The following is a 22,392-nucleotide window of genomic DNA, read 5'->3' as shown; positions in this document are numbered from 1 at the left end:
TTATGTCGGAATATCATCTTTCAAACGGAACGGTCATTACCGATGAGGATCTAGAGAAAGAGGCGCTGGAGTATGAAAAGGGGGAGTGGGATGGGCAACTCGTGAACGCTCGTTCTGGTCGCCCGAGGATATCGGATGAGGCGTTGGTGACGGTGCCCGTCAAATTTCCGGTGTCCATGGTCGCGGCTATAGATCGCAAGACCAATAACCGTTCCGATTACATTCGCAAGGCGGTTGCGACAACGTTGTAGCAACGCGATTGCCCGTTCGTCGCGGTTCGATGGCATCAGGAGTATCGGGTTTAGATAACAAAAGAGGGCCCTCGGGCCCTCTCGCAATTCGTTGTGGTGCGGCATGTAGGATTCGAACCTACGACCTTTTGATTCGTAGTCAAACGCTCTATCCAGCTGAGCTAATGCCGCAGCGCAAGGGATATAATCGCACGCTCCCCGCCCGGCGTCAAGAACTTTCTCAAATTCTTTTTTATGGCACAAGAATGGTGAGTAAAGGGAGGGGGATACGACGGGCGGCGAACGTGAACGTATGCAGCTGACGCATGTTTGTCCATGAGGTATGGGTATTATTCTCGGATCGTCGAATCCGCCATAATAGCCATGTACGGTTTTGCGTTATCAGGGGAGGATTGCATATGGCCGTGACCGAGCCCGCGAAAGTTTATTTCACTAACTTGCGCACGCACGCAAAGGAGAGCCAACTCGACAAGCTGAAGCGCCTTGTCAAGCGTGCCGGTATTGAGCAGATTGATTTCCAGAACAAGTTCGTCGCCATCAAGATTCACTTTGGTGAGCTTGGCAACCTGTCGTTTCTGCGCCCCAACTATGCTCGTGCTGTTGCCGATGTGGTAAAGGAGCTCGGCGGAAAGCCGTTTCTCACCGACTGCAACACGCTCTATGTGGGCAGCCGCAAAAACGCGCTCGAGCATATCGACTGCGCCTATCAGAACGGCTTTACGCCCTATGCCACGGGTTGCCATGTAATCATTGCCGATGGCCTCAAGGGCACCGATGAGACGCTCGTTCCCGTCAAGGGCGGCGAGTATGTGAAAGAGGCGAAGATCGGCCATGCCCTCATGGACGCCGACATTGTCATCTCCCTTACGCATTTCAAGGGACATGAGCAGGCGGGCTTTGGCGGCGCCATGAAGAACCTCGGCATGGGTGGCGGTAGCCGTGCGGGCAAGATGGAGCAGCACGCTGCCGGCAAGCCGAGCGTAAAGGTTGACCAGTGCATCGGTTGCCATGCGTGCGAGCGCATCTGCGCCCATGGTGCGGTTTCGTTTGACGAGACGCGCGAGCGCGAGCTTGCCAACGGCACGGCCCGTACTGTGCATGTTGCCTACATCGACCATGACCGCTGCGTGGGCTGCGGCCGTTGCATCGGTGCGTGCAACCAGGATGCCATCGAGCCCGACTACGACCAGGCGGTAGAGGTGCTCAACTACAAGATCGCCGAGTACACCAAGGCGGTTGTGCAGGATCGCCCGAACTTCCACATCTCGCTTGCGATCGATATCTCACCTAACTGCGATTGCCATCCCGAGAACGACACGCCGATTGTGAACGACATCGGTATGTTTGCGAGCTTCGATCCGGTTGCCATCGACCAGGCGTGCATCGACGCCGCGCTTGCGCAGGCGCCGCTGCCCAACACGGAGCTCACCGACCAGCGCGCCAAGCTCGAAGAGGCGGGCGAGCTTGACGAGGAACATGCGCATGACCACTTCTATGTGACGCACCCCGATACCGACTGGAAGAGCATGATCGAGCACGCTGAGAAAATCGGGCTCGGTACGAGCAGCTACGAGCTCGTCGAGGTCAAGTAATCGCTGGGACACATATTGTCGTTATACAAAATGGCCGGGGCTACCCTTATCGCTCCGGCCATCTTTTTCAACCTGCCGTGAGCGTGCGGCCTCAGGAGCACGCTGCCGCCCTTCTTTTTATGTCTCTTACGTTAGCAGGGGAGCTATCTGCTATAGTTATGAGCAGTCTATGTTGGAGGATTGACTCAGTACATGTCTGCTTCTAGCGACAGTTCTTCACCGCGAAGTACCTCGGGCGCTGCCAATGCGCCCGTGTCCATTCCGCTTGAGGATGGCGCTACTCCCTCCGGGGAGGTTGACGTATGCGCCACGTGCCGCAAGCGCCGCAAATCCTGCCCCAAATATCCCCGCGTCGAGGACGCCTCTGAAAAGGGGCTGCCTCTCTATACGCTGGGCGAGGAGATTGCCAATTCCATCACGCACGGCATCGGCGTTCTGCTTGCTATTGCTGGCCTCGTCCTTCTGATTGTTAAGGCTGCCCTTGGCGGTGCCGAGCCCACGCACATTGCCTCGGCGATCGTGTTTGGCGTGACGCTTATCCTCGAGTACCTCGCCTCCACGCTCTATCACGCTATCCAGGTGCCTGCCGCCAAACGTGTCTTCCGCATTATCGACCACAGCAGCATTTACCTGCTTATTGCTGGCAGCTATACGCCGTTTTGCCTCGTTACCTTGGCAGACGCCGGCGGCATCGTGATGTTTGTGGTCGTGTGGGCGCTCGCTTTCGCCGGGATCTCGTTTGAGATCATCGGCCGCCAGCGCCAGCCGCGTTGGGTCACCGTCATCATCTACCTCTGCATGGGTTGGCTCGTGGTCTTCCGCCTGCCACAGCTCATCGCCGCGCTCGATCCCGTTGCGCTCGCCCTGCTTACCGTGGGCGGTCTCTGCTACACCATCGGCTGCGCCTTCTACGTTATGAAGAAGGTTCGCTATATGCACAGTGTCTGGCACCTGTGGGTGCTTGCCGGCAGCATATTCCAATTCATGGCGGTGATCTTGTACGTGATCTAATGTGACTCCGCGCCTCTGCGCGCCCACGCCGCTCGCCGGAACAGCTCCGGCACTTGTATCTACCAGACCTGGGAGGTTTGATTTCGCCTTATGGGCATTGCGATATCCATTGTTGCCACGCTTCTTCTCACCCTGCTGAACGGCTATTTCTCCATGTCGGAGATGGCGCTCACCACCGCAAAGCGCGCCAGCCTCGAGCACGATGCCGAGGAGGGCGACAAGCGCGCGACCGCCGCTCTCGAGCTTGCCGCTGACTCGACGGACTTCCTCGCGACCATCCAGGTCGCCATCACGCTCGTGGGCTTCTTCTCGGCAACCGTCTCGTCCAACACGCTTTCCGACCCGCTGACGACGTGGGTGGAGTCCTTTGGCATCCCTCCGCTTTCCGCGATCGCCCCGGTTGCCTCGCCCATCGTCATCACGCTTATCGTTTCGTACCTCTCGATCGTCATCGGCGAGCTCGTGCCCAAGCGCATCGGCCTCTCCGACGCCGAGGGCATGGCCAAGTCCGTTGCCGGCCCCATCATGTTCTTCCGCAAGATCGCGCGCCCGCTCGTGTGGCTCACTCAGGCGTCTGCCAACGGCATCTCGGCGCTGCTTGGCATCAAGAGCGCTGACGACCGTCAGAACGTGTCCGAGGAGGAGATCAAGTACATGGTCTCCGAGCAGGATGGCATGCGCGACGAAGAGAAGCGCATGATTCACGAGATCTTTGACCTCGGCGACGCTGTGGCGCGCGAGGTCATGGTCCCGCGTGTGGATGTTGAGATGGTTGAGGACACCGACACGGTCGAGCAGGTGCTCGACGTCATGCGCAAGACCGGCTTTTCGCGCGTGCCGGTTTACCACGAGGACCCCGACAACGTTGTGGGCATCGCGCACATCAAGGATCTGATCGAGCTCGCGCTGTCGAGCGAGGGCAAGCGCCCGGTGAGCACGAGCCTGCGCGATGTCACGTTCGTGCCTGACACCAAAGACATCCTGCCTCTGCTCTCCGAGATGCAGACGGCGCGCGAGCGCATGGTCGTGGTGGTGGACGAGTACGGCGGAACGGCTGGCGTCATCACCATCGAGGACATCGTCGAGGAAGTCGTGGGCGAGATCGAGGACGAGTTCGATCCCGACAACAAGTACCTCACGCGCCTCTCGCGCCGCGAGTGGCTGGTGGACGGTCGCTTTAGCTGCGACGATGCCGCCGAGCTTGGCTGGCCCATTGAGGAGAGCGACGATTACGAGACCATCGCCGGCTGGATCATGGATTTCTGCGACTCGGTGCCGAGTATCGGCGAGATCTTTGAGCAGAACGGTTACAAGTTCAAAGTCCAGTCCATGCGCGGACAGCGTATCTCGCTTATCCGCGTGACGGCTCCCGAGGAGAGCGAGACGCCCGCTGAGCAGGGCAATGTAGCCAACACGAACGACTCTGGCGACGCGGCGTCGGCGGGCGCTGCACACGAGGCGCGCTCCGATGAGGCCGCGGGCGATGCCCGATAGGTCGACTGCGCTAGAATATCGAGCATAGAGCCGCGAGATGTGCCCGCCGCGAGGCGCGCAGGGCAGAAAGGTCGGACAGCCATGGCAGACCTGTTCAACATCATGAAGATCCATGTGGGCGAGGACAAGCTTCGTGCCCGCGTCCTGGTGAACCCCGGCATGCCGGTGCGCACCTCCGAGGATATTGAGGCGACGGCGCGCGTCTACTATCTGGCTCCGGCCATTGCCCAGCACGCCTGCTATGGAGACGCGGGCGAGAAGTTCCAGGACTGCATGGGCGATACCGAGCTCGCGCACCTGCTTGAGCATCTCACCGTTGAGATCATGAACCAGACGGGGCTCGCGGGCGATATCTCCTTTGGTCGTACCCGTGGCGTTGCAGAGGATCCGCGCCTCTTTGACATCGAGCTCGGGTGCCCCGATGATGCGCTTACCATTGGCGCCCTGTCTTCGGCGGCGTTCATGATGCAGTGGGCGTTCGTCAACCCCGATGCCCCCGCGCCCGACTTTGAGGGCACGGTCGCCGCGCTCACCCAGTTGGTGTCGAGCTTGCGCGGGGAGGGCACGCCCGAGGGCGACGAGACTGCTGCCGAGGAACCTGCTGAGGACGTTGCCGAGGATGTCGCCGCCGACGAAGAGGTGGCCGAGCCACTCGCCGATGAGGCTGAGGATGCCCCGCATACCGAGGACATCGCGAGTGGCGCCGTCTTTGGTGGCGCCGCTGCGGCGCACGTCGAGTAGCAAACGTTCATAGGGAGCAGACGGGATGCGCCGTTTATCGGGCGCATCTGCTCGATGCCGCGCTATGCGGGTATAATGAAGCGCACCTGTAGATATGAATCTCACGGAAGGGATCGACATGGGTAAGACGTTCAGCTTTGTTGCCGGTGCCGTCATCGGCGCCGCCGCCGGTACAATCATCGGCATCCTCACCGCACCGCGTTCGGGTGCGGAGACCCGTGCGATGGCGAGCGATATGGCCAACGACGCGTGGGATAACGCCCGCGACTTCTATGAGCAGGGCACCGAGCAGGTCCGCACTGCCATGAACGACTTTGGTCCCATGGTCGATGCCAAGACCGATGAGCTCCGCGCCAAGGTCGACCTCGCCCGCGAGCGCATGGATCAGCTGCGCGAGACCATCAACGAGGCCGTTTCTTCCGGCAACGTGACGCCCGCCATGGACGTTGAGGTTGAGGTCGCTCCCGCCGCAGAGGCTGCTGCCGAGGCGTAATGCGCGCACAGGATTTTCAGGGCATCAAGCTCTACCGTGTGCCGCCCGCGGGTAAGCGTACCGCCAAAGACGGCACGCCGGTGCGCCCGAAGAAGATGGGCAAGATCCATTTTCCCGTCTTCACCCCCGAGGGTTCGCGCCTCCTGGGCTTCATGTGCACCCCGCCCGAGATAGCCGGCATGGTCAAGCGCCCGGACTTCTTTGTAGCGTACGACGCCCTCGAGCCGTTCGAGGGCGTCCTTTGCGCCGTCGATGAGAAGGCGTCTTTCGACAAAGCCGCGGCAAAGCGGCTGGGTATCGATTTGGATCGCTGTCTCATTTGGACGGGCATGGATGTTCGCACCCAATCGGGAAGCTCGCTGGGGTATTGCGCCGATGCGACCTTCGATCCCAAGACCGGCGCGGTCTCCCATTACGCGCTGACGCGCGGCGCCACGGCAAGCGTTCTTTTGGGCGATGTCGAGATGCCCGCTCAGTATCTGCGCGGCTACCGCGACGGTTGCATGATCGTTGACGATGCCGTGGCCGACCTCGAGGTCTCGGGCGGTGCCGCCGCTCGCGCCGCAGAGGTCACCGTCAAGGTGAGCGCGAAGGTGAAAGAGGGTGCCAAGGTCCTCGACGATCACGGTTCGGTTGCCGTAGAGAAGGGCACGCGCGCCGTTGGGCGCCAACTCGGCAAGACCAAGGGAATGTTCCGGGCCTTCAAGAGCGAATTCAAGAAGGCTGCGGGCACCGATACCAAGAAGAAGGGCAAGTAGCGCTCACGGCGCCGACGACGGGACGCGGCGCCGCGCGCTTGCCTCACACATACGGGGTCCCGTCCCCATGGCGAGGAGGAGAACCATTGCCTAAACGTAGAACCTCCTACTCATCGCCCCGCCCGACGATGCGTACGGGTAAAGGGGGCTATCAGCTACCGCAGGGGCGCGCGCGTGCGCGTCGCCGTCCGGGTGCCACGTACCTCAACCATTCCCAGGGCTTTGGCAGGCGCCGGAGCGGTTTTCGCGTCAGCGGTCCCAACACGCGCAAGCCCTACGCCTACCTGGCGATTGGCTGCGCCTTCCTGTTCTTTTTGGCGACCGTCATCTGGTACCTCAACCGCTCGGTGGACATCACCTACAACGGTGAGCCCGCGAGCACGCGCATCAACTCGACAATCGCACAGTTTATCGAAGACAACGGGCTTGCCGAGGAATACGATTCCGGCAATCTTTTGGCTGTTGACGACTCCGTGCTCGAGCGCGGCGCCGGTGCGCGCTATACCGTCACGCTGAACGGGGAGGAAGTTCCGGCCGACGCCTATGAGACGACGAAGCTCACCGGCGGCGAAGAGCTTACCGTCGACGACGGGGCCGACGTGTATGAGGAGCACGACGTCCAGGCAACCGACATCATGCCCACGGTCACTATCGACGGCACGGGTGCCATCCAGTACGTGAAGACGTGGGGCCGGCCCGGTCGCTCCGAGATCTGGACAGGCAAGGTCTCGGGCATCACCGCTGACCGCGGCATTGTGCAAGAGGTCGTCAACTGCGAGATTGCCCAGGCTTCGGTCTTTACCGAGGACAGCGAGAAGCTCGTCGCTCTTACCTTTGACGAGGGTCCGAGCTCCTATACCGAGCAGATCCTTTCCATCCTTTCCGAGAAGGGTGTCAAGGCGACGTTCTTCCTGCAAGGTGATGCGGCGGAGGCGAATCCGACTGCCGCGCGCGCCATTGCGGATGCGGGCTGCGAGATAGGCTCCAACACCTATAGCGATACCGACCTTACCGGTCTTTCCGCAGATGAGGTCCGCTCCCAGATCGAGCGCGGTGCCGATGCGATCGAGGCCGCCTCCGGCGTGCGCCCGACGGTTCTGCGCGCGCCGTATGCCTCATTCAGCCTCGAGAACTGGACGCAGGCGATGGATTTGGTGAGCGCCGTGGTCTCGTGGAACGTCGACTCGGGCGATTGGCTTGTCCCGGGTGCCGACGAGGTCACAGACACGGTGGTGGGCTCCGTTCGGGCGGGCAGCATCGTCCTTCTGACCGACGGCGATGCAACCGGCGAGCAGACGCTCGAGGCGCTCCCCCAAATCATCGATCGCCTGCAGGAGGAGGGCTATACCCTCGTTACGCTCTCCGAGCTCATCAAGAGCGACGTCGATCTGCGGGAAGAGGTCGACCTCACTAAGGTGGGTATGCCCGAGGGCGCGTCGCTTCCGGTTATCCCCGAAGAGGAGGAGTAGCGGGGTCGCGCGCAAGTCCGCCTAGAGGAACAACGTATGATTGATAGGGGAGCAACTCACGATTGAGTTACTTGCGATGAACTGGGCAAACAACTACGCTGAGCGCATCTCTATGTCATTGGATTGCCGGGGAAGGTGGATCCTATGTCCCACAGGGACCATGTAGAAATCGGTAAGGCGACAAACCTCCATTATGGCAAGCGCCGTCATGGGTCGGGCGGCGCTGTCGCGCCAACTTACCGGACGCAGAGCACCTATCCCGCTATCAAAGAGACCCGCCGCCCCACGTCACGACCGTCTTCTTCCCGCCCGCCGCGCCGCGGCGGATCTGCAGCGATTGCGGTGGTTGCGCTCTTTGTCGTGGTGCTTTTTGGTGCGGGCATTGGCGGCTGGTATTTCTTCTTGCGCGATATCAAGTTGACGGTAAACGGCCAGGATATGACCGCCCGTATCAACACGCCGCTTGCCAACCTGCTTGCCGATAACGAGTACTTTGGCGTGCAACCCGGGCGTCTTCTTTCCATCACGGGCAATGTCATCGACGAGCAGGGCGGTGTGCTCTGCACCGTGACCTACAACGGCGAGAACGTTGCCGAGCAGGATTTTGCCGGAACGCTTCTTAAGGACGGTGACGAGGTGGCTGTGGGAAACGGCACCGACGTCGAGGAGCCGAGTCATGAGGAGAAGGCGCCGCTTGCCCCGGGCGTTCAAAAGGAGCGGGGCGGCGCGGTGCAGTTTGTCTCGCAATGGGGCAAGGCCGGCAAAAAGACGGTGCGTCGGGGCGAGCGCTCGGGCGAGACCGTCGACGTGGAGGTTGTTGAGCCTGCGACCGATATGATCGTGAGCTCCATCAATCTGGAACCCGCGGGCGGCCCTTACATCGCGCTCACCTTTGATGACGGTCCGAGTAAATACACGCCCGAGATTCTGCGCATCCTCAAGGAGAAGAACGCGGTGGCGACCTTCTTCAACTTGGGAAGCCAGGCGAGTGGCAACCAGGACGGGTGCCGCGCGATCGTGGATGCGGGTTGCGAGCTCGCCAGTCACACCAACGCGCACCAGAACCTCCCCACGCTCGACCGCGATGCGCTCCGTCAGGAGATTACCTCTGCCGCCGATGCCCTCGAGCAGGCGTCCGGCGTGCGCCCGCAGATGATACGCGCCCCCTATGGTGCGTTTACCGAGGTGGAGTGGGCCCGTGCGGGAGACATCATCTCGACGAACGTCCTCTGGAACATCGACACACTCGACTGGGAGCGCCCGGGTGCAGCGGCCATCACCAGCGCGGTGTTGAACGGCGCACGCAACGGCTCCATCGTTCTCATGCACGATGGCGGCGGTAACCGCGAGCAAGATATCGAGGCACTGCCTGGCATCATCGACGGGCTGCGCGAGCGCGGCTACACGCTGGTTACCGTGAGCGAGCTCATGCGTCTTGACGGACGCGTGCCCGAGGAAGTTATCGAGGGTACTGTGTCGCTGCCCGAGGGCACGGTCATACCTGAGGTGTAGCACTCCGGACTCGTCAACAATCTACTCAAGGTCGAACGGGGCGCTCCGCGCGTGCGGGTGCCTCGTTCGTGCTATAGTGACAAGGCTGTCTCTAAAGGGTTACTAGAAAGGGCCATGGTGAAATCCAAACCTCGACCTCATAGTCGGTAACCCCTGCGAGTGCTTCTTCGGCGCGCGCACGGGGTGCCTACCCGCACGAAGGCCGCTGAGCCGGCCTGTCGCTGCGCGTCTCATATGAGCGGGATATGACCCCGCGCCCCGGTGCTTGCGGTGCCCGGGAGATTTGCCGTGAAGGAGCGCTAATGAATTACTTGTCCGAGATGCTCAAGCTCCCCGTTGTCGATGTGGCGGGGGAGAAGCTCGGCGTCGTTAACGATTTGGGCATCGCCACCGGCGAGGTCTTTCCCCATGTCACCTCGCTTGCGTTCCAAGGGCCGGGCAAGACGCCCTTTATGATCAGCTGGCGCAAATACGTCGACCATATCGACGAGACGGGCGTCTACCTCAAAGCGGTGAGCACCGATGTGCGCTTCTCGTACCTGCAGCCCGACGAGGTGCTGCTTGCGCGCGATATCCTGAACAAGCAGATCGTCGACACGCAGGGCATGAAGGTCGTGCGCGTGAACGACATCAAGCTCTCCGCCACCGGCGATAACCAGCTGCGTCTGCTGGGCGCCGAGGTGGGCGCCCGCGGCCTTCTGCGTTCGCTCCACCCGGCGTGCGAGCGTATCGTCACCACGCTCGCCAAGTGCATCGGGCGCCCCTTAAAAGAGGAGATTGTCGCGTGGTCCTATATGGACCTGCTCGACCGCTCTACGCGCGACATCAAGCTTTCGGTTTCGCACAAGACTTTAGACGAGCTCCATCCTGCCGACATCGCCGATATTATCGAGCAGCTCGACCCGCGTCTGCGCGCTCAAGTCTTCAACCAGCTCGATACGGCGCAGGCGGCCGAGGCCATCGGCGAGATCGATGACGACGACCTCGCGGCGGAGGTCCTCGAGGGCATGAGCGACCGCGACGCATCCAGCATGCTCGCCCTCATGGACCCAGACGACGCCGCCGCGCTCATCGAGGAGCTCGATTACGAGAAGGCCGAGAAGCTCCTGCGCCTCATGGGCGTCAAGGAGGAGAAGGCGATCCGTACCCTTCTGGGGTATGAGGAGGACACGGCCGGTCGTATCATGACCTCCGAGTTTGTGGCCCTTCCCGCAACCGCCACGGTGGCGGACGCCATCGAGGCCATCCGAGCGCTCGACGAGGACTTTGAGAGCATCTACTACGTTTACACGCTCGACCCTGCGGGCGCGCTCACGGGCGTGCTCAGCCTGCGCGCGCTCATCGTTGCCGAGGCGGACGCGCGGCTTTCTGACCTTTCGTATCGCGACGTGGTCTGGGTTGCCCCTGACCTCGACCAGGAAGACGTTGCCGACGAGATGACCAAATACAACCTTGCGGCGATTCCCGTCTGCGACGACGCTCGCCACATCCTGGGTATCGTCACCGTTGACGACGCCCTCGACGTCATTGCCGAGGAGCACGAGGAGGACCTGCAGATCGCCGGCGTGGGTGCGACCGAGGGCGGTTCGGGAGAGCCCGTGCACGTCTTTGGCTGGTTTGCACACCGCCAGTACTGGCTGCTTGTCTGGGCGGTGGCCTCGGGTATTGTCGCGAGCGTGCTCGGTGCGCTCGGCGGGGCGCCGGAGCTCTTCATCTACCCCATGTGCGTCATGCCCGTGGTACTGCTCGCCGCGAATCGCGCGGTCGCCTTCGTGAAGAACTACTACCTCGAGTACAGCGAGCCGGAGGATGGGGGCAAGCCCTACCTCGGCTTCTTTGTCCAGACGGCGTTTGTGGGCCTTGTGCTCGGTGCGGTCATCTACCTCTGCGGTCAGCTTGTCATCGGCGCGGCGTATCCCGACGGTGCGGCCGCTTCGGTCATTGACGAGCTCCTCAGCGTGTGCTTTGCCTGCGCGGCGCTGGTGGCATTCTTGAGCTGCGCTACGTCGGTGGTGTATCTGGCCATTCTCTTCTGGCGCGATGAGCACGATCGCAACACCTCCGGAAACGCCCTGTCCGTTACGGCGATGCTCGTCGCCTGCGCCCTTTACAGCGCTGCCTCCGTTGCGGCGACGCTTGCGGTTGTGGCGTAGCCGATCGGCTGGTGTGTGCGATGGCTCGCGACCATACGGACAAACTGACGCTCGCTGCGGTGCTCGGCGCTATGGGGCCGGGTCTTTTGGCGGCGCTTGCCGGTAACGACGCCGGCGGCATTGCCACCTACTCAAGCGCCGGTGCCACCTACGGCTACCGGACGCTGTGGATCTTGCCCATCATGGCGGTGCTGCTCATCGTGGTGCAGGAAACGGCGGCGCGCTGCGGGTGCGTGACGGGTAAGGGCTTTGCGTCCCTCATCCGTGAGAAGTTTGGTATCCGCCGAAGCGCCCTTGCCATGGCGGCGCTGCTTATCGCCAATACGGCGGTCACCATCTCGGAGTTTGCCGGACTTGCGAGCGGCCTTGCGCTCTTTGGGGTGCCCAAGACCATCTCCGTCCCGCTCATGGGCCTTGTGATCTGGCTGCTCACCATGGCGGGGAGCTTCCGGCGCATCGAGCGCATTCTGCTGGCGGTGAGTTGCGTCTTTGTGACCTACGTGATCGCTGCGTTTATGGTCGGGCCCAACTGGGGGGACGTGGCCGCCTCGACGGTGATTCCCCATCTGGTCGCCAGTCCCGACTACGTGTCGCTTCTGGTTGCCACCATCGGCACCACCATCGCCCCGTGGATGATCTTTCTCGCCCAAAACAACGTGGTCGATAAAAACGCCGACGAGTCCGATATCCCGCTGCAGCGCGTGGACACCGTGTCGGGATCGGTGCTCGCCTGCGCCATTGCCTGGTTCATCATCGTGACCACGGGGTCGGTGCTCTTCCCGGCGGGCATCGGGGTCTCCGATGCCGCTGACGCGGCGCTCGCCCTCGAGCCTATCGTGGGCCCATGGTCGACGGTGCTTTTTGCGGCCGGTCTTGTGGCGGCGAGTTTTCTGGCAGCCTGTGTGCTGCCAGGCGTGACGTCGTCTGCTATCTGCGAGGCCTTTGGCTGGGAGCGCGGCGCCGACCGCAGCTGGGATGAGGCGCCCGTCTACCGCGGCATCATCACCGCCGTCATCATCTGCGCGGCGTTGCTCGTCATCCTGCCCGGTGTGAACCTCTTCGAGATTATGATGTCGGCACAGGTCATCAATGGTGTGCTCCTGCCGGTGCTGCTCGTGTTTTTGGTCTTTATCGCGAGTGACAAGATCATCATGGGGACGTATCGCAACGGGCGCGTGTGGAACATCCTTACGTGGGCGACCATCGCCCTCATCACCGTGCTCACCGCGGTCATGTTTGCGCTCATGCTCCTGGGGTTCTAGTACCGGAGTAGGCGCAGTGCGGCCTGTTCCTGAGCTTTTGATTGAGACGGGTGCGATTGGGCGGTCTTCGGTCGCGCGGGCAGGGCGCAGGTATTACAGTAGGTGGCTGTAGAGTCTGAGAAACGGATATACCTGCTGCCTATGTTGCCTTATTCATTTCAACCCAGCTCGAGTCGTCGCCCGTCCGCGTCTTCGCGCGCATCGCAGCGCCGCGCGGGCGCGGGGCGCCCCGTTGCCGGCCAAAGACCTGTTGCCTCCCAGAGCGGCTCCGCTCGCCGCGCGAGCGTTGCTTCCCGCAGCGCCGGTGCTCGTCCTTCTGCCGCGTCTGCTTCCGCAGCGGCGGTGCCTGAGTCCACGCCGCGCCGTATGCGCTACATCCCCGCCCTCGATGGCATTCGTACGCTCGCCGTCATCGCGGTGGTGCTCTACCATCTGCATCTGCCTTGGGCGCAGGGTGGCCTTCTTGGCGTGACGATGTTCTTCGTCCTGTCCGGCTACCTCATCACGCGCCTTCTTATCGCGGAGTTTGACCAGTCGGGCAAGATCGACCTCAAGAGCTTCTGGTTGCGCCGCATTCGTCGTTTGCTGCCGGCAATCGTGACCGTTGTGGTTGTCACTATCGTGCTCTGCACCATCTTCAACCACGTTATGCTCACCAAGATGCGCCCGGACATCATCCCGTCGCTTTTGTTCGTCAACAACTGGTGGCAGATCTTCAACAACGTCTCGTACTTCAACGCGCTCGGCGATCCCTCGCCGCTTACGCACTTCTGGTCGCTCGCCATCGAGGAGCAGTTCTACCTCGTCTGGCCGCCGGTTCTTCTGGTGATGCTGCGCGTCGGCATCCGTCACCGCGTGGCGCGCCGCTTTGTGCTTGTGCTTGCCATCGTCTCGGCGGCGGCGATGACGCTTCTCTATGATCCGGCGGCCGACCCGAGCCGTCTGTACTACGGAACCGATACCCGCGCGTTCTCGCTGCTGTTGGGTGCCTGGCTCGCGTTTATTCCCGAGGGGTCTATGCGCCCCGCGCGCCTGGTGCGCGTGCTCGGCCTTGACCGTTTCCTGCCGGCGCTTGCAGAAAACGATGCCGATGCCGAGGCGCTCACGCCCGAGGAACTCGCCGCGCTTAACGCGGCCACCCCGAGCACATACGGTGCCGCAGCATCGCGCCCCTCGCGCCGCGGCGCTGCGGGAGTGGCCGAGGGCGACAAGGTCTGGCAGCTCGATGTGATCGGTCTCATCGGTATCGCTGGCCTTGTGCTCATGGTGCTCTTCACCAACGGATACACCGCGTTCCAGTACCAGGGCGGCACGCTGCTCGCCACCGTGCTGACCCTCATGGTCATCGCCGCCGCCGTCCAGCCGGGCGGTATGGTCGCCCGCGCGCTCTCGCTGCCGCCGCTTGTGTGGCTCGGCCAGCGCTCGTACAGCATTTACCTCTGGCACTACCCGTTGCTTCTGCTCATGAACCCAGTTTCCAACATCAACGAGACCCCGTGGTGGATGCTCATCATTCAGGCGCTCGTTGTGGTGGCGGCGGCAGAGATTTCCTATCGCTTTATCGAGACGCCGTTCCGCAAGGGCGTCCTTGGCGCCTTCCTGCGCCGTGTGCGTGCCGAGGGTGCGACGCCGGCGAGTATCGTGCGCGCCTATCCGGTGCGCGCGGGCGCCCTGGCGCTCGTGCTTGCCGTCGCCTTGGGCGGCCTGGCCTTTGTGCCGGACACCTCGGCGCTCTCCGCTGAGGGCGCGGCGGTGCTCAACACCGAGGAGGATGCTGCGGCGGATGCCGATGCGGCAGACACCACCGGAGATGGCGACACCGAGGCAGCGCCGGACGCCTCCGATCAGGGTGCGGCAGAAGATACTTCCACCGATGCGGTCGTTGCGGGCGAGGACGGATTCCCGGAGGGCTCCTACGACGTGGTCATGGTGGGCGACTCCGTGTCGCTGCGCGCCGTGCCCGACTTTGAGTCGACCTTCCCGCATGGGCACATCGACGCGGCAAAGAGCCGCCAGTTCTCGGCCGGCGCGGAGTCCTATGCGAGCTACGTCCAGCAAAACCTTGCTGGAAAGATTGCCGTGTTTGCCCTCGGCACGAATGGTCTGGTGACCGACGAGGCAATCGACGGCCTTATGGCGACAGTGGGGGAGGATCGCATTGCCGTGTTCGTGAACACGCGCAGCCCTCAGCCCTGGGTCCAGGCGACCAACGACGCCATCGGCCGCGCGGCGGAGCGTTATGCCAACGTGCGCGTTATCGACTGGTATAGCTACTCGGCGGGGCGCAACGACCTCTTTGACGGCGACGGCACGCATCTATCGTCCTCGGGCGCCAAGGAGTACATCAACCTGGTTTACGACGCCATTAAGAACGACCTGCCGCTCCATCCCGAGGACCATACCGATGATCCGGCGGTCGTGGCGGTGCGCGACGCGCTGACCAAGTTCTGCGCGGCGCTCGCGCCCAAAGCACACCCGCTCAACCCAAAGGACGACCAGTAGCGCACCCGCGGCGTCCCCGGCGCCAAAAACCGGGAACGCAACGAAGGCGAAACATCCGCAACAGGCTCGTAACATGCGACGCCCCTGCGTTGACTCCATCAAACTAAAGCGCGATACTGCCTTTCGTTGGAACGAGACGTGCTGGCGCAGAGCCGGCACCCGATACCAAAAGGATCGCGCAACATGAACGTACGTCATCTATCTATCGCTATTGAGATTATTGCCTAGCGCGGATAGGTGCCATACCGGTCCGCGCTACATAAGCGGACCGGTCCTGAGCGGGGCCGTCGACCGAATGCGACGGCCCCGCGTTTTGTTTGCGTTGCGATGGTTCTGAAGGGGGCATTTCGTATGAACGGTTTGTTGGTTGTGCTTGCCGCGGCGGTGGTGCTCGCCGTCGGCTATCTGCTCTACGGGCGCTGGCTCGCCCGCACCTGGGGCGTGGACGCCGAGGCGCTCACCCCTGCGCGCCGCATGGAGGACGGGAAGAACTTCTCGCCCGCGTCGTGCTTCACGGTGTTCTCGCATCAGTTCAGCTCCATCTGCGGCGCGGGCCCTGTCACGGGCACCATCGCCGCCATGATGTTCGGCTGGTTGCCGGTGCTTCTGTGGGTGCTTGTGGGCGGCATCTTCTTTGGTGCGGTGCACGACTTCGGCGCGCTGTACGCAAGCGTGAAGAACAACGGCAAGTCCCTTGCCCAGTTGATTGAGAAGTACATCGGTCGCACCGGCCGCAAGCTCTTCTTGCTCTTCAGCTGGCTTTTCACCATCATCGTGATCGCTGCTTTTGTCGATATGGTTGCGGGCACCTTCATGACGGTGACTGACGCCTCGGGCGCCGTCGACACGGCCGCCTCGTACTTTGGCGGTACGGCGGGCACCATCTCGATCCTCTTCACCTTTGTTGCCATTGCCTTTGGCTGGGTGTGCCGCCGTTTCAACCTCACCGGCTGGCGTGAGCTTGCGGTGGGCGTCGTGCTCTTTGTGGCCATGTTTGCCGTCGGTATGCAGTTCCCGGTCTACCTCGATAAGATGGGTTGGTTCGCGGTTATCACGGTGTACCTGCTCTTTGCGGCGGCCATGCCCATCCAGGTGCTCAAGCAGCCGCGCGACTACCTCACGAGCATCATGATGCTCGTCATGATCGGTTGCGCCGTGGTGGGCATCTTTGTGCTCGCGCTCGGTGGCAATGCCGAGATGACTGCCCCGATGGTCGCCGATTTTGGCGCGCTCGCCGAGGGTGGCAGCTACGTGTTCCCGCTGCTGTTTGTGTCTGTTGCCTGCGGCGCGCTCTCGGGCTTCCACAGCCTTGTCTCCACCAATACCTCCTCCAAGCAGGTGGAGAAGGAGCAGGATATGGTCGTGGTGGGCTACGGCGCCATGGTGCTCGAGTCCTTTGTGGGCGTGCTCGCCATCGTGTTTGCCGCTATCATGTTCACGACCATGAACACCTCCGGTGCGGGTGGAGCGCAGGTGGGCACTCCGTTCCAGATCTTCAGCCAGGGCGTCGCCCGCGGTATGACCGCCTTTGGGGTCGACTCGACGCTCGCCACGGTCTTTATGACCATGTGCGTCTCTGCACTCGCCCTTACCTCGGTTGATGCCGTCGCGCGTATCGGCCGCCTCTCCTTCCAGGAGTTCTTTGCCAAGAGCAACGACGCGCTTGAGGATGAGCAGGCCGAGCTTACCGGCGCCGCCAAGGTCCTTTCTAACACCTGGGTCGCCACCGTGCTCACGCTCGCCCTTGGCCTCGCGCTCGCCTTTGGCGGCTACACCAACATCTGGCCGCTCTTTGGTGCTTCCAACCAGCTTCTCGGTGGCATGACCATGATCACGCTCGCGGTGTTCTGCAAGTGCACTGGCCGTCGCGGCTTCATGCTCTACGTGCCCGTGGTCTTTCTGCTGTGCTCCACGTTTACGTCGCTCGTGCAGTCCACGCTCGGCTGCATCACCGCGCTCCAGACGAGCGGCGTTGCGGTTATCGCAACGTCCGGCCTGCAGCTCGTGTTTGCGATTCTGCTGATGGTCCTTGGCGTAATCGTGGCGTACAACTGCCTGAAGGAGTTCTTCACCAAGGAAGCGGGCTCGCTTCCCGACGAGGAGCCCGAGTGGACCGAGCTCGGTCGCGCCCATTGCGCGCGTCCCGACGCGGCGGACGCTCCCGCAGAGGGTGCCAGCGCCCGCGCGTAGCGCCATGGTTTCTTGAGAACTATTAGGATGCTCTCGAGTGAAGGGACGGTTCTGGCGGTATCGCTGGTACCGTCCCTGTTCCATTGGAGCAGTTTGGTCAAATTGGGTTGTGAGGGGGCATTTTGTACTGCCGCAAGGGGAGCGCGAAGCGCTCGGGCTCGGCCCATATTCAGCTTTTGGCGTGAGCGGGGATACAGAAGCTACCGAATTGGCTCTGCATGGCGTGCGGAATGGACTAATGGAATACGAGCAACTGCTCTCTCGCGGGGTAATTTGACCAAAGTGGCGAATGCGAACGCCTAAGGCATGCTACGGATCAGGAAACGGTCGCCTGACACAGAAAGCCCGCCCCATGAGGGGCGGGCTTCATTGTGCGTGGCTGGGGCAGAGGGATTCGAACCCCCGTAACCGGCACCAAAAACCGGGGTCCTGCCGCTGGACGATGCCCCACTATGCTGCGCTAACCGTATGCGGCGCGCGTCAGACAGTGTACCTAATTGCTCAGTGCATCGCAAACGCCGTCGAGCAGCTGCACGGCGAGCGCCTGCGCGTCGCTGGTGGTAAACGAGCCGATGCGCGTCATGCCGGTAAGCTCGATGCGAATGCGCGCGGGCGCCTTCTCCGCAGCGGCAAACGCGGTGCGCAGACGCTGCGAAAGGTTCGCGCAGTTGGAGAGGTCAATGGTCGCGCGCGGCTCGGCGTCCTCGGGAAGCTCGGTAGACGCGACCTCGAGAATGAGGTCTGCGTCCTCGGGAGCGGCGTCGTCGCAAAGCGTGAAACCGCTGCCCTCGGTTGTGGCAGAGGCGATATTCCACATGCGCGAGGCAACGTTGCGCGAGATGGGGTCGTCGCCAATAACGGCGATGCGGTAGCGCTCAAGCACGCTTGCAGCGCGCGCAAAGCCGGTGCGGACCTCGGACTCGCTTACCGAGGGCTTGCCGCCCCACACGTGATGCAGGCGCTTGATGTAACTAAACGTATCCTGGAAGGCCATGCCGTCGGCAAAAAGGCCAACGTTCTCTTGGAACTGTTGCAGGGCAGCTTCCGTATGCGGGCCAAAGTAACCGTCCGCCTCTCCGCACGAGAAGCCGAGGGCGTTGAGCGCGTTTTGCAGCGTCTGCACGTCCGCGCCGTGGAAATTGGGGAGGCGGAGGTAGAGGGTGCGATCGCCCAGGCGATAGGAGGCATCCACGAGCTTGCTCCAGCAAGCAAGGTCGACGGCACCCTCAGCAGCAAGACCCTGCTGGACGCGGAACGAACGTACCGCCTCCTCAGTTGTGGGGCCAAAGCTGTGCTCGGCCACCTCGCCCGCGTCGAGCGTAAACCCGAGGGCGGCAAGACGGGTCTGGACGTCCTCTACGGCGGGACCCTGCATACCACGCGTAATCGGTTCCATGGACAACCTCTTCGTATCGAAGCGCCCGCCTCGCGCAGCACGATGCGAGCGAAAAACGGCATAACTGGCTATTAGTCTAGCAATTCGGGGTCACTCATGCTGGCGGAGCCGGCTATAGGGGGTCGCTTCAAGAAAGATTCCACGGCAAGACGGCTGTAGGAAAAAACTCGACAAAAGCCTGCCAGAATACAATCGACGGGAGCAACCGATCGGAGGCCGGTATGGACGAGGGCGCGCGCCTGCTAATTGTGGACGACGAACCGGATATTGTTCGCATGCTGGGCGCGTTTTTTGAGGGCGAGGGATATCGGTGCGTTTGTGCCACGAGCGCTCGTGAAGCGCTGGAGGCAGTCAACGCTGCACTTGCTGGGGGCAACGGTTCGCAGCGAGCAATCGATCTGGCGCTGCTCGACGTGAATATGCCGGGTATGGATGGGTTTGCGCTCTGCCGAAAGATTCGGGAGCATCTGAGCTGCCCCATCATCTTTCTGACGGCACGCGTGGAAGACGCCGACCAGCTCGACGGGTTCGCCGCAGGGGCGGACGACTATGTGCTCAAGCCCTTCTCGCTCGCCGTGTTGGGCGGTCGCGTTCGCGCCCATCTTGCCCGAGAGGCGCGTCGGCCTGCCACGACGGAGAGCGTGCGCATGTTCTCAAAGATCACTGTCGATTACGGGCGGCGCGCGGTTTCGGTCGAACGGCCGGACGAGGCCGCCGTTGCGCTCGACCTCACGCGGACGGAGTTTGACATCGTGGCGATGCTCTCCAAGAACCCGGGACGCGTGTATGACCGCCAGCAGATTTACGAGCAGGTGTGGGATTGGGACGCCGAGGGCGACCCCGGCATTGTGCGTGAGCATGTGAGGCGCATCCGGCGCAAGTTTGCCGATGCGGGATGTGCGCAAGATCCCATAGCGACGGTGTGGGGTGTCGGGTACAAATGGGAGGCACGATGAGCGAGAAAAGGGACAAGGCATGCACCGTGGGCGGGCGCCGTTATGAGGCCGCTTCTGGAAACGGCACTCCCGGCGCGCTGCGGACGCGTTTGTCTGCGTGGTGGCGCAATCTTCCCCTTATGCGGTCGTTTGCCTGTTACACGGCAATCTGCCTGGTGCTTTCTGGCGTGATTTCGGTAGCGCTCATGGTGGCGTGCCTCGAGGGATATCGCTACCTGGACCGTATGGAGAACGAGGGCCGCACCGAGGTGGACAGTGGTCCGTACATCTATGACAAGGCATCGAATGAGCTTGTTCCTGCGGTCTCCGTCGATCTGGGCAGCGGGACGGGCGAGCGCATGTTGTATGTGGGGATGCACGACGGCATCGGGCGTGCGAGCACAGAGACGGATAAAGAATCTCCGCAGGTTATCAATGCTTCGACCGAGCGGCCGATCGTGTACGCGACGCTCGAGCGGGTTTCCTCTGACGCTGGCCTCAAACTCTACGATTGGGGCGGCAACTATACCGAGGCGGACTATGTTGAGGCGGGAGGGAATCCCTACGACCCTGAGCCCATCGCGGCGGACGAGCTTGCGCGTTACGACGAGCGCGAGCGACGCGAGCGACTGTCCGCTGCAGGTGAACTGGGGGGCGCGATAGAGCAGCTTGGCGCGGCGAACGATGAGATCCTTACCTCGAACATCGGCTATTACGTGTCACAGGCGCAGACGAGTACCGAGACCACGCTCATGTTCGCCCTGCGCATCGCGGCAGGGCTAGCGCCCTTTGCTGTCCTGGGCATTCTTGCAACGGTGTTCTTCAGGCAGTTTTGTCGGGTTCGTCTTGCCGAGCCGTTGGGGTCGCTCCATCACGCGGCGGAGCGTATCGCCGCGCAGGATTTGGATTTTACGTTCGGTGCGGTAGCGGGCAGGGAGTTTGCAGGTCTGGCCTCTGCTTTTGAACGTATGCGCGCGTCTCTTGAGGAGGCCCAGCGCGAGCTGTTTGAGACGGCAGAGGAGCGTAGGCGCCTAAACGCTGCCTTTGCGCACGATCTCCGCACGCCGGTGACGGTGCTCAAGGGTACGCTCGAGATGATGGAGGGCAAAGAGCCGTCGCCGCATATCGCGACCTTGCAAGGGCAAGTCGAGCGCCTTCAATCCTATGCTCAAGCCATGACGGGGATAACCAAGCTGGAAGATCGCGAGGTGGAGCGCGGCTTGGTTGCTTTCTCGGTACTTGCCGGCGATTTGGGCCGCACCGCGCGTACGCTGGCGTCCGAGGCGGGAATTGCCTGCCACGTGGCGGTGCGCAACGAGCTTGCCGATGTGTGCGGTTCCACCGGCGCTGCAGAGCTTTGCGTGGACGCGTCGCTTGTCGAGGAAGTTCTGGGCAACGTGATGTCGAACGCGTGCCGGTTTGCCCGGCAGCGTGTGTCGCTGGCCGTCTGCCTGCGCCGCCGGTGCGAGACGGACGGCGAGAAGGCGTCTGCTCCAGACGAGGCGGAAGGGGCTCTGCCTGCCGTGCTTGATCTGACGGTCACCGATGATGGCCCGGGATTTAGCGCTGAGGCGCTCAGACGCGGCTGCGAGTCGTTCTTTAGCGAGCAGAAGTCTGCGGAGCACTTTGGTCTGGGACTCACGGTTGCTTCGATGCTTGCGCGGTTGCACGGCGGGTCCCTTGAGCTTGCAAATGACACGTCGGGCGGGGCGCTCGTCCACGTGACCTTTGCCGTGGAGTTAGCAAAACCTTAACCGTGCCTTCAAGTTCCGTTTATCGGCCCCTTTCTACACTCTAAGGCGAGAAGTCGCATGCCGTGTAACGGCGTGTGCAGGGGCGTACTGTGTCGTGCCCGCCAAGCGGAAGGAGGCCGATCCCACATGGGAGAAGAGGCGACGTTGGACATCAAGGGTCTCTCTGGAGAATCCACGCTGCGGCGCAAGCGTGCGCTGGTTATCGCTGCCGGCATAGTGGCGCTCGTGGGCGTGCTCATTGCTTGCTGGGAGTATCTTCCGGCGGTTTACGCGTGGCTTGCCGATGCGGACGCGGTGCGCGCGTATGTGGCGGAGCATCCCGTGCTGTCGCGCCTGGCCATCGTTGGAGTGAATATCCTGCAGGTATTGCTGGCGTTTTTACCGGGAGAGCCTGTAGAGCTGGCGAGTGGCTACGCATTTGGGTTTGTCGAGGGTACCATCTTGTGTCTGATCGCGAGCACCGTGGCATCCAGCGTCATCTACTTCGCGGTGCGCGCATGGGGCTGGCGCGTGGTGGGGCTCTTTTTTGACCGCAGTCAACTCGAGCGGTACGGATGGATCAGAGACGCACGCAAGCTCGAGCTCATCATGCTCATCGTCTTTCTCATTCCGGGAACGCCCAAGGATTTTCTCACGTACTTTGCTGGTCTCACGCGCATGCGCTTTGCGGCGGTGCTCGCTATTGCCACGGCGGGGCGCATTCCCTCCATCGTGACCTCGACCATAGCGGCTTCTGCCTTTGGGGACGGCAACTATGTCTTGGCGGCGGTTGCCGTAGTGGTAGCGGGCATGCTGATTGTGGCGGGTGGCATCGCGTACAAGCGCCTCGAGGCGCGTGGGCGAGTGTAGCGCCTCTCGTCTCTTTTTGCTGCGGCGCGC

At 62.3% G+C, this 22,392-nt stretch carries 17 protein-coding genes and 2 tRNA genes; 16 read left to right on the top strand and 3 right to left on the bottom strand.

The window, feature by feature from the left end:
• The first annotated feature begins 2 nt into the window (after positions 1-2).
• On the top strand, positions 3-251 hold the full coding sequence (locus B5F89_RS04815; protein ID WP_204230579.1) for a hypothetical protein: 249 nt from the start codon (positions 3-5) through the stop codon (positions 249-251).
• 94 nt (positions 252-345) lie between these two features.
• On the opposite strand, the gene B5F89_RS04810 is transcribed toward B5F89_RS04815, so the two are convergent.
• Positions 346-422 (bottom strand) — tRNA-Arg (locus B5F89_RS04810).
• Positions 423-649: 227 nt separating this feature from the next.
• On the opposite strand from B5F89_RS04810, the gene B5F89_RS04805 reads away from it, so the two are divergent.
• From B5F89_RS04805 to B5F89_RS04750, 12 genes are all read left to right on the top strand, one after another.
• Positions 650-1,843, top strand: coding sequence for a DUF362 domain-containing protein (locus B5F89_RS04805; RefSeq protein ID WP_087430661.1), 1,194 nt, complete (start codon positions 650-652; stop codon positions 1,841-1,843).
• Between the two features lie 192 nt (positions 1,844-2,035).
• Positions 2,036-2,854, top strand: a complete 819-nt coding sequence (locus B5F89_RS04800; RefSeq protein WP_239286678.1) for a hemolysin III family protein — start codon at positions 2,036-2,038, stop codon at positions 2,852-2,854.
• Positions 2,855-2,944: 90 nt separating this feature from the next.
• Complete coding sequence (locus tag B5F89_RS04795; RefSeq protein WP_087430660.1) at positions 2,945-4,348, top strand: hemolysin family protein; 1,404 nt, start codon at positions 2,945-2,947, stop codon at positions 4,346-4,348.
• Positions 4,349-4,429: 81 nt separating this feature from the next.
• Positions 4,430-5,089: a hypothetical protein gene (locus tag B5F89_RS04790; RefSeq protein ID WP_239286677.1), complete on the top strand. Its 660-nt coding sequence runs from the start codon at positions 4,430-4,432 to the stop codon at positions 5,087-5,089.
• 118 nt (positions 5,090-5,207) lie between these two features.
• Complete coding sequence (locus B5F89_RS04785; protein WP_087430658.1) at positions 5,208-5,582, top strand: YtxH domain-containing protein; 375 nt, start codon at positions 5,208-5,210, stop codon at positions 5,580-5,582.
• Positions 5,582-6,340 (top strand): hypothetical protein, encoded by a 759-nt coding sequence (locus tag B5F89_RS04780; RefSeq protein ID WP_087430657.1) that lies wholly within the window; start codon positions 5,582-5,584, stop codon positions 6,338-6,340. Before B5F89_RS04785 ends, B5F89_RS04780 begins: the two co-directional genes overlap by 1 nt.
• An 86-nt stretch (positions 6,341-6,426) precedes the next feature.
• Complete coding sequence (locus B5F89_RS04775; protein ID WP_239286676.1) at positions 6,427-7,809, top strand: polysaccharide deacetylase family protein; 1,383 nt, start codon at positions 6,427-6,429, stop codon at positions 7,807-7,809.
• Positions 7,810-7,953: 144 nt separating this feature from the next.
• Complete coding sequence (locus tag B5F89_RS04770; RefSeq protein WP_087430655.1) at positions 7,954-9,321, top strand: polysaccharide deacetylase family protein; 1,368 nt, start codon at positions 7,954-7,956, stop codon at positions 9,319-9,321.
• A 302-nt stretch (positions 9,322-9,623) separates the two neighbouring features.
• On the top strand, positions 9,624-11,474 hold the full coding sequence (locus B5F89_RS04765) for a CBS domain-containing protein (protein ID WP_087430654.1): 1,851 nt from the start codon (positions 9,624-9,626) through the stop codon (positions 11,472-11,474).
• Positions 11,475-11,494: 20 nt separating this feature from the next.
• A complete protein-coding gene (locus tag B5F89_RS04760; protein ID WP_087430653.1) occupies positions 11,495-12,736 on the top strand; it encodes an Nramp family divalent metal transporter in 1,242 nt (413 codons plus the stop codon).
• Between the two features lie 342 nt (positions 12,737-13,078).
• Complete coding sequence (locus tag B5F89_RS04755; protein WP_239286675.1) at positions 13,079-15,238, top strand: acyltransferase family protein; 2,160 nt, start codon at positions 13,079-13,081, stop codon at positions 15,236-15,238.
• A 351-nt stretch (positions 15,239-15,589) separates the two neighbouring features.
• Positions 15,590-17,428 carry a carbon starvation CstA family protein gene (locus tag B5F89_RS04750; RefSeq protein WP_087430651.1) on the top strand — a complete coding sequence of 613 codons (1,839 nt, stop codon included), beginning with the start codon at positions 15,590-15,592 and terminating at the stop codon, positions 17,426-17,428.
• Positions 17,429-17,804: 376 nt separating this feature from the next.
• On the opposite strand, the gene B5F89_RS04745 is transcribed toward B5F89_RS04750, so the two are convergent.
• Positions 17,805-17,878: transfer RNA gene (locus B5F89_RS04745), tRNA-Gln, on the bottom strand.
• 43 nt (positions 17,879-17,921) lie between these two features.
• Positions 17,922-18,824, bottom strand: coding sequence for a peptidoglycan-binding protein (locus B5F89_RS04740; RefSeq protein WP_204230578.1), 903 nt, complete (start codon positions 18,822-18,824; stop codon positions 17,922-17,924).
• Between the two features lie 221 nt (positions 18,825-19,045).
• Here B5F89_RS04740 and B5F89_RS04735 point away from each other — a divergent pair, with 221 nt between their 5' ends.
• From B5F89_RS04735 to B5F89_RS04725, 3 genes are all read left to right on the top strand, one after another.
• Complete coding sequence (locus B5F89_RS04735) at positions 19,046-19,780, top strand: response regulator transcription factor (protein ID WP_087430650.1); 735 nt, start codon at positions 19,046-19,048, stop codon at positions 19,778-19,780.
• A complete protein-coding gene (locus tag B5F89_RS04730; protein ID WP_158098418.1) occupies positions 19,777-21,513 on the top strand; it encodes a HAMP domain-containing sensor histidine kinase in 1,737 nt (578 codons plus the stop codon). Before B5F89_RS04735 ends, B5F89_RS04730 begins: the two co-directional genes overlap by 4 nt.
• A 126-nt stretch (positions 21,514-21,639) precedes the next feature.
• Entirely contained in the window at positions 21,640-22,362 is a 723-nt protein-coding gene (locus B5F89_RS04725; RefSeq protein WP_087430648.1) for a VTT domain-containing protein, read from the top strand.
• Positions 22,363-22,392 lie beyond the last annotated feature (30 nt).

Source organism: Collinsella sp. An307 (assembly GCF_002161805.1).
Lineage (GTDB): Bacteria > Actinomycetota > Coriobacteriia > Coriobacteriales > Coriobacteriaceae > Coprousia.
The sequence above is the reverse complement of the archived record's forward strand: the minus strand, read 5'-3'. Positions and strand labels throughout refer to the sequence as shown.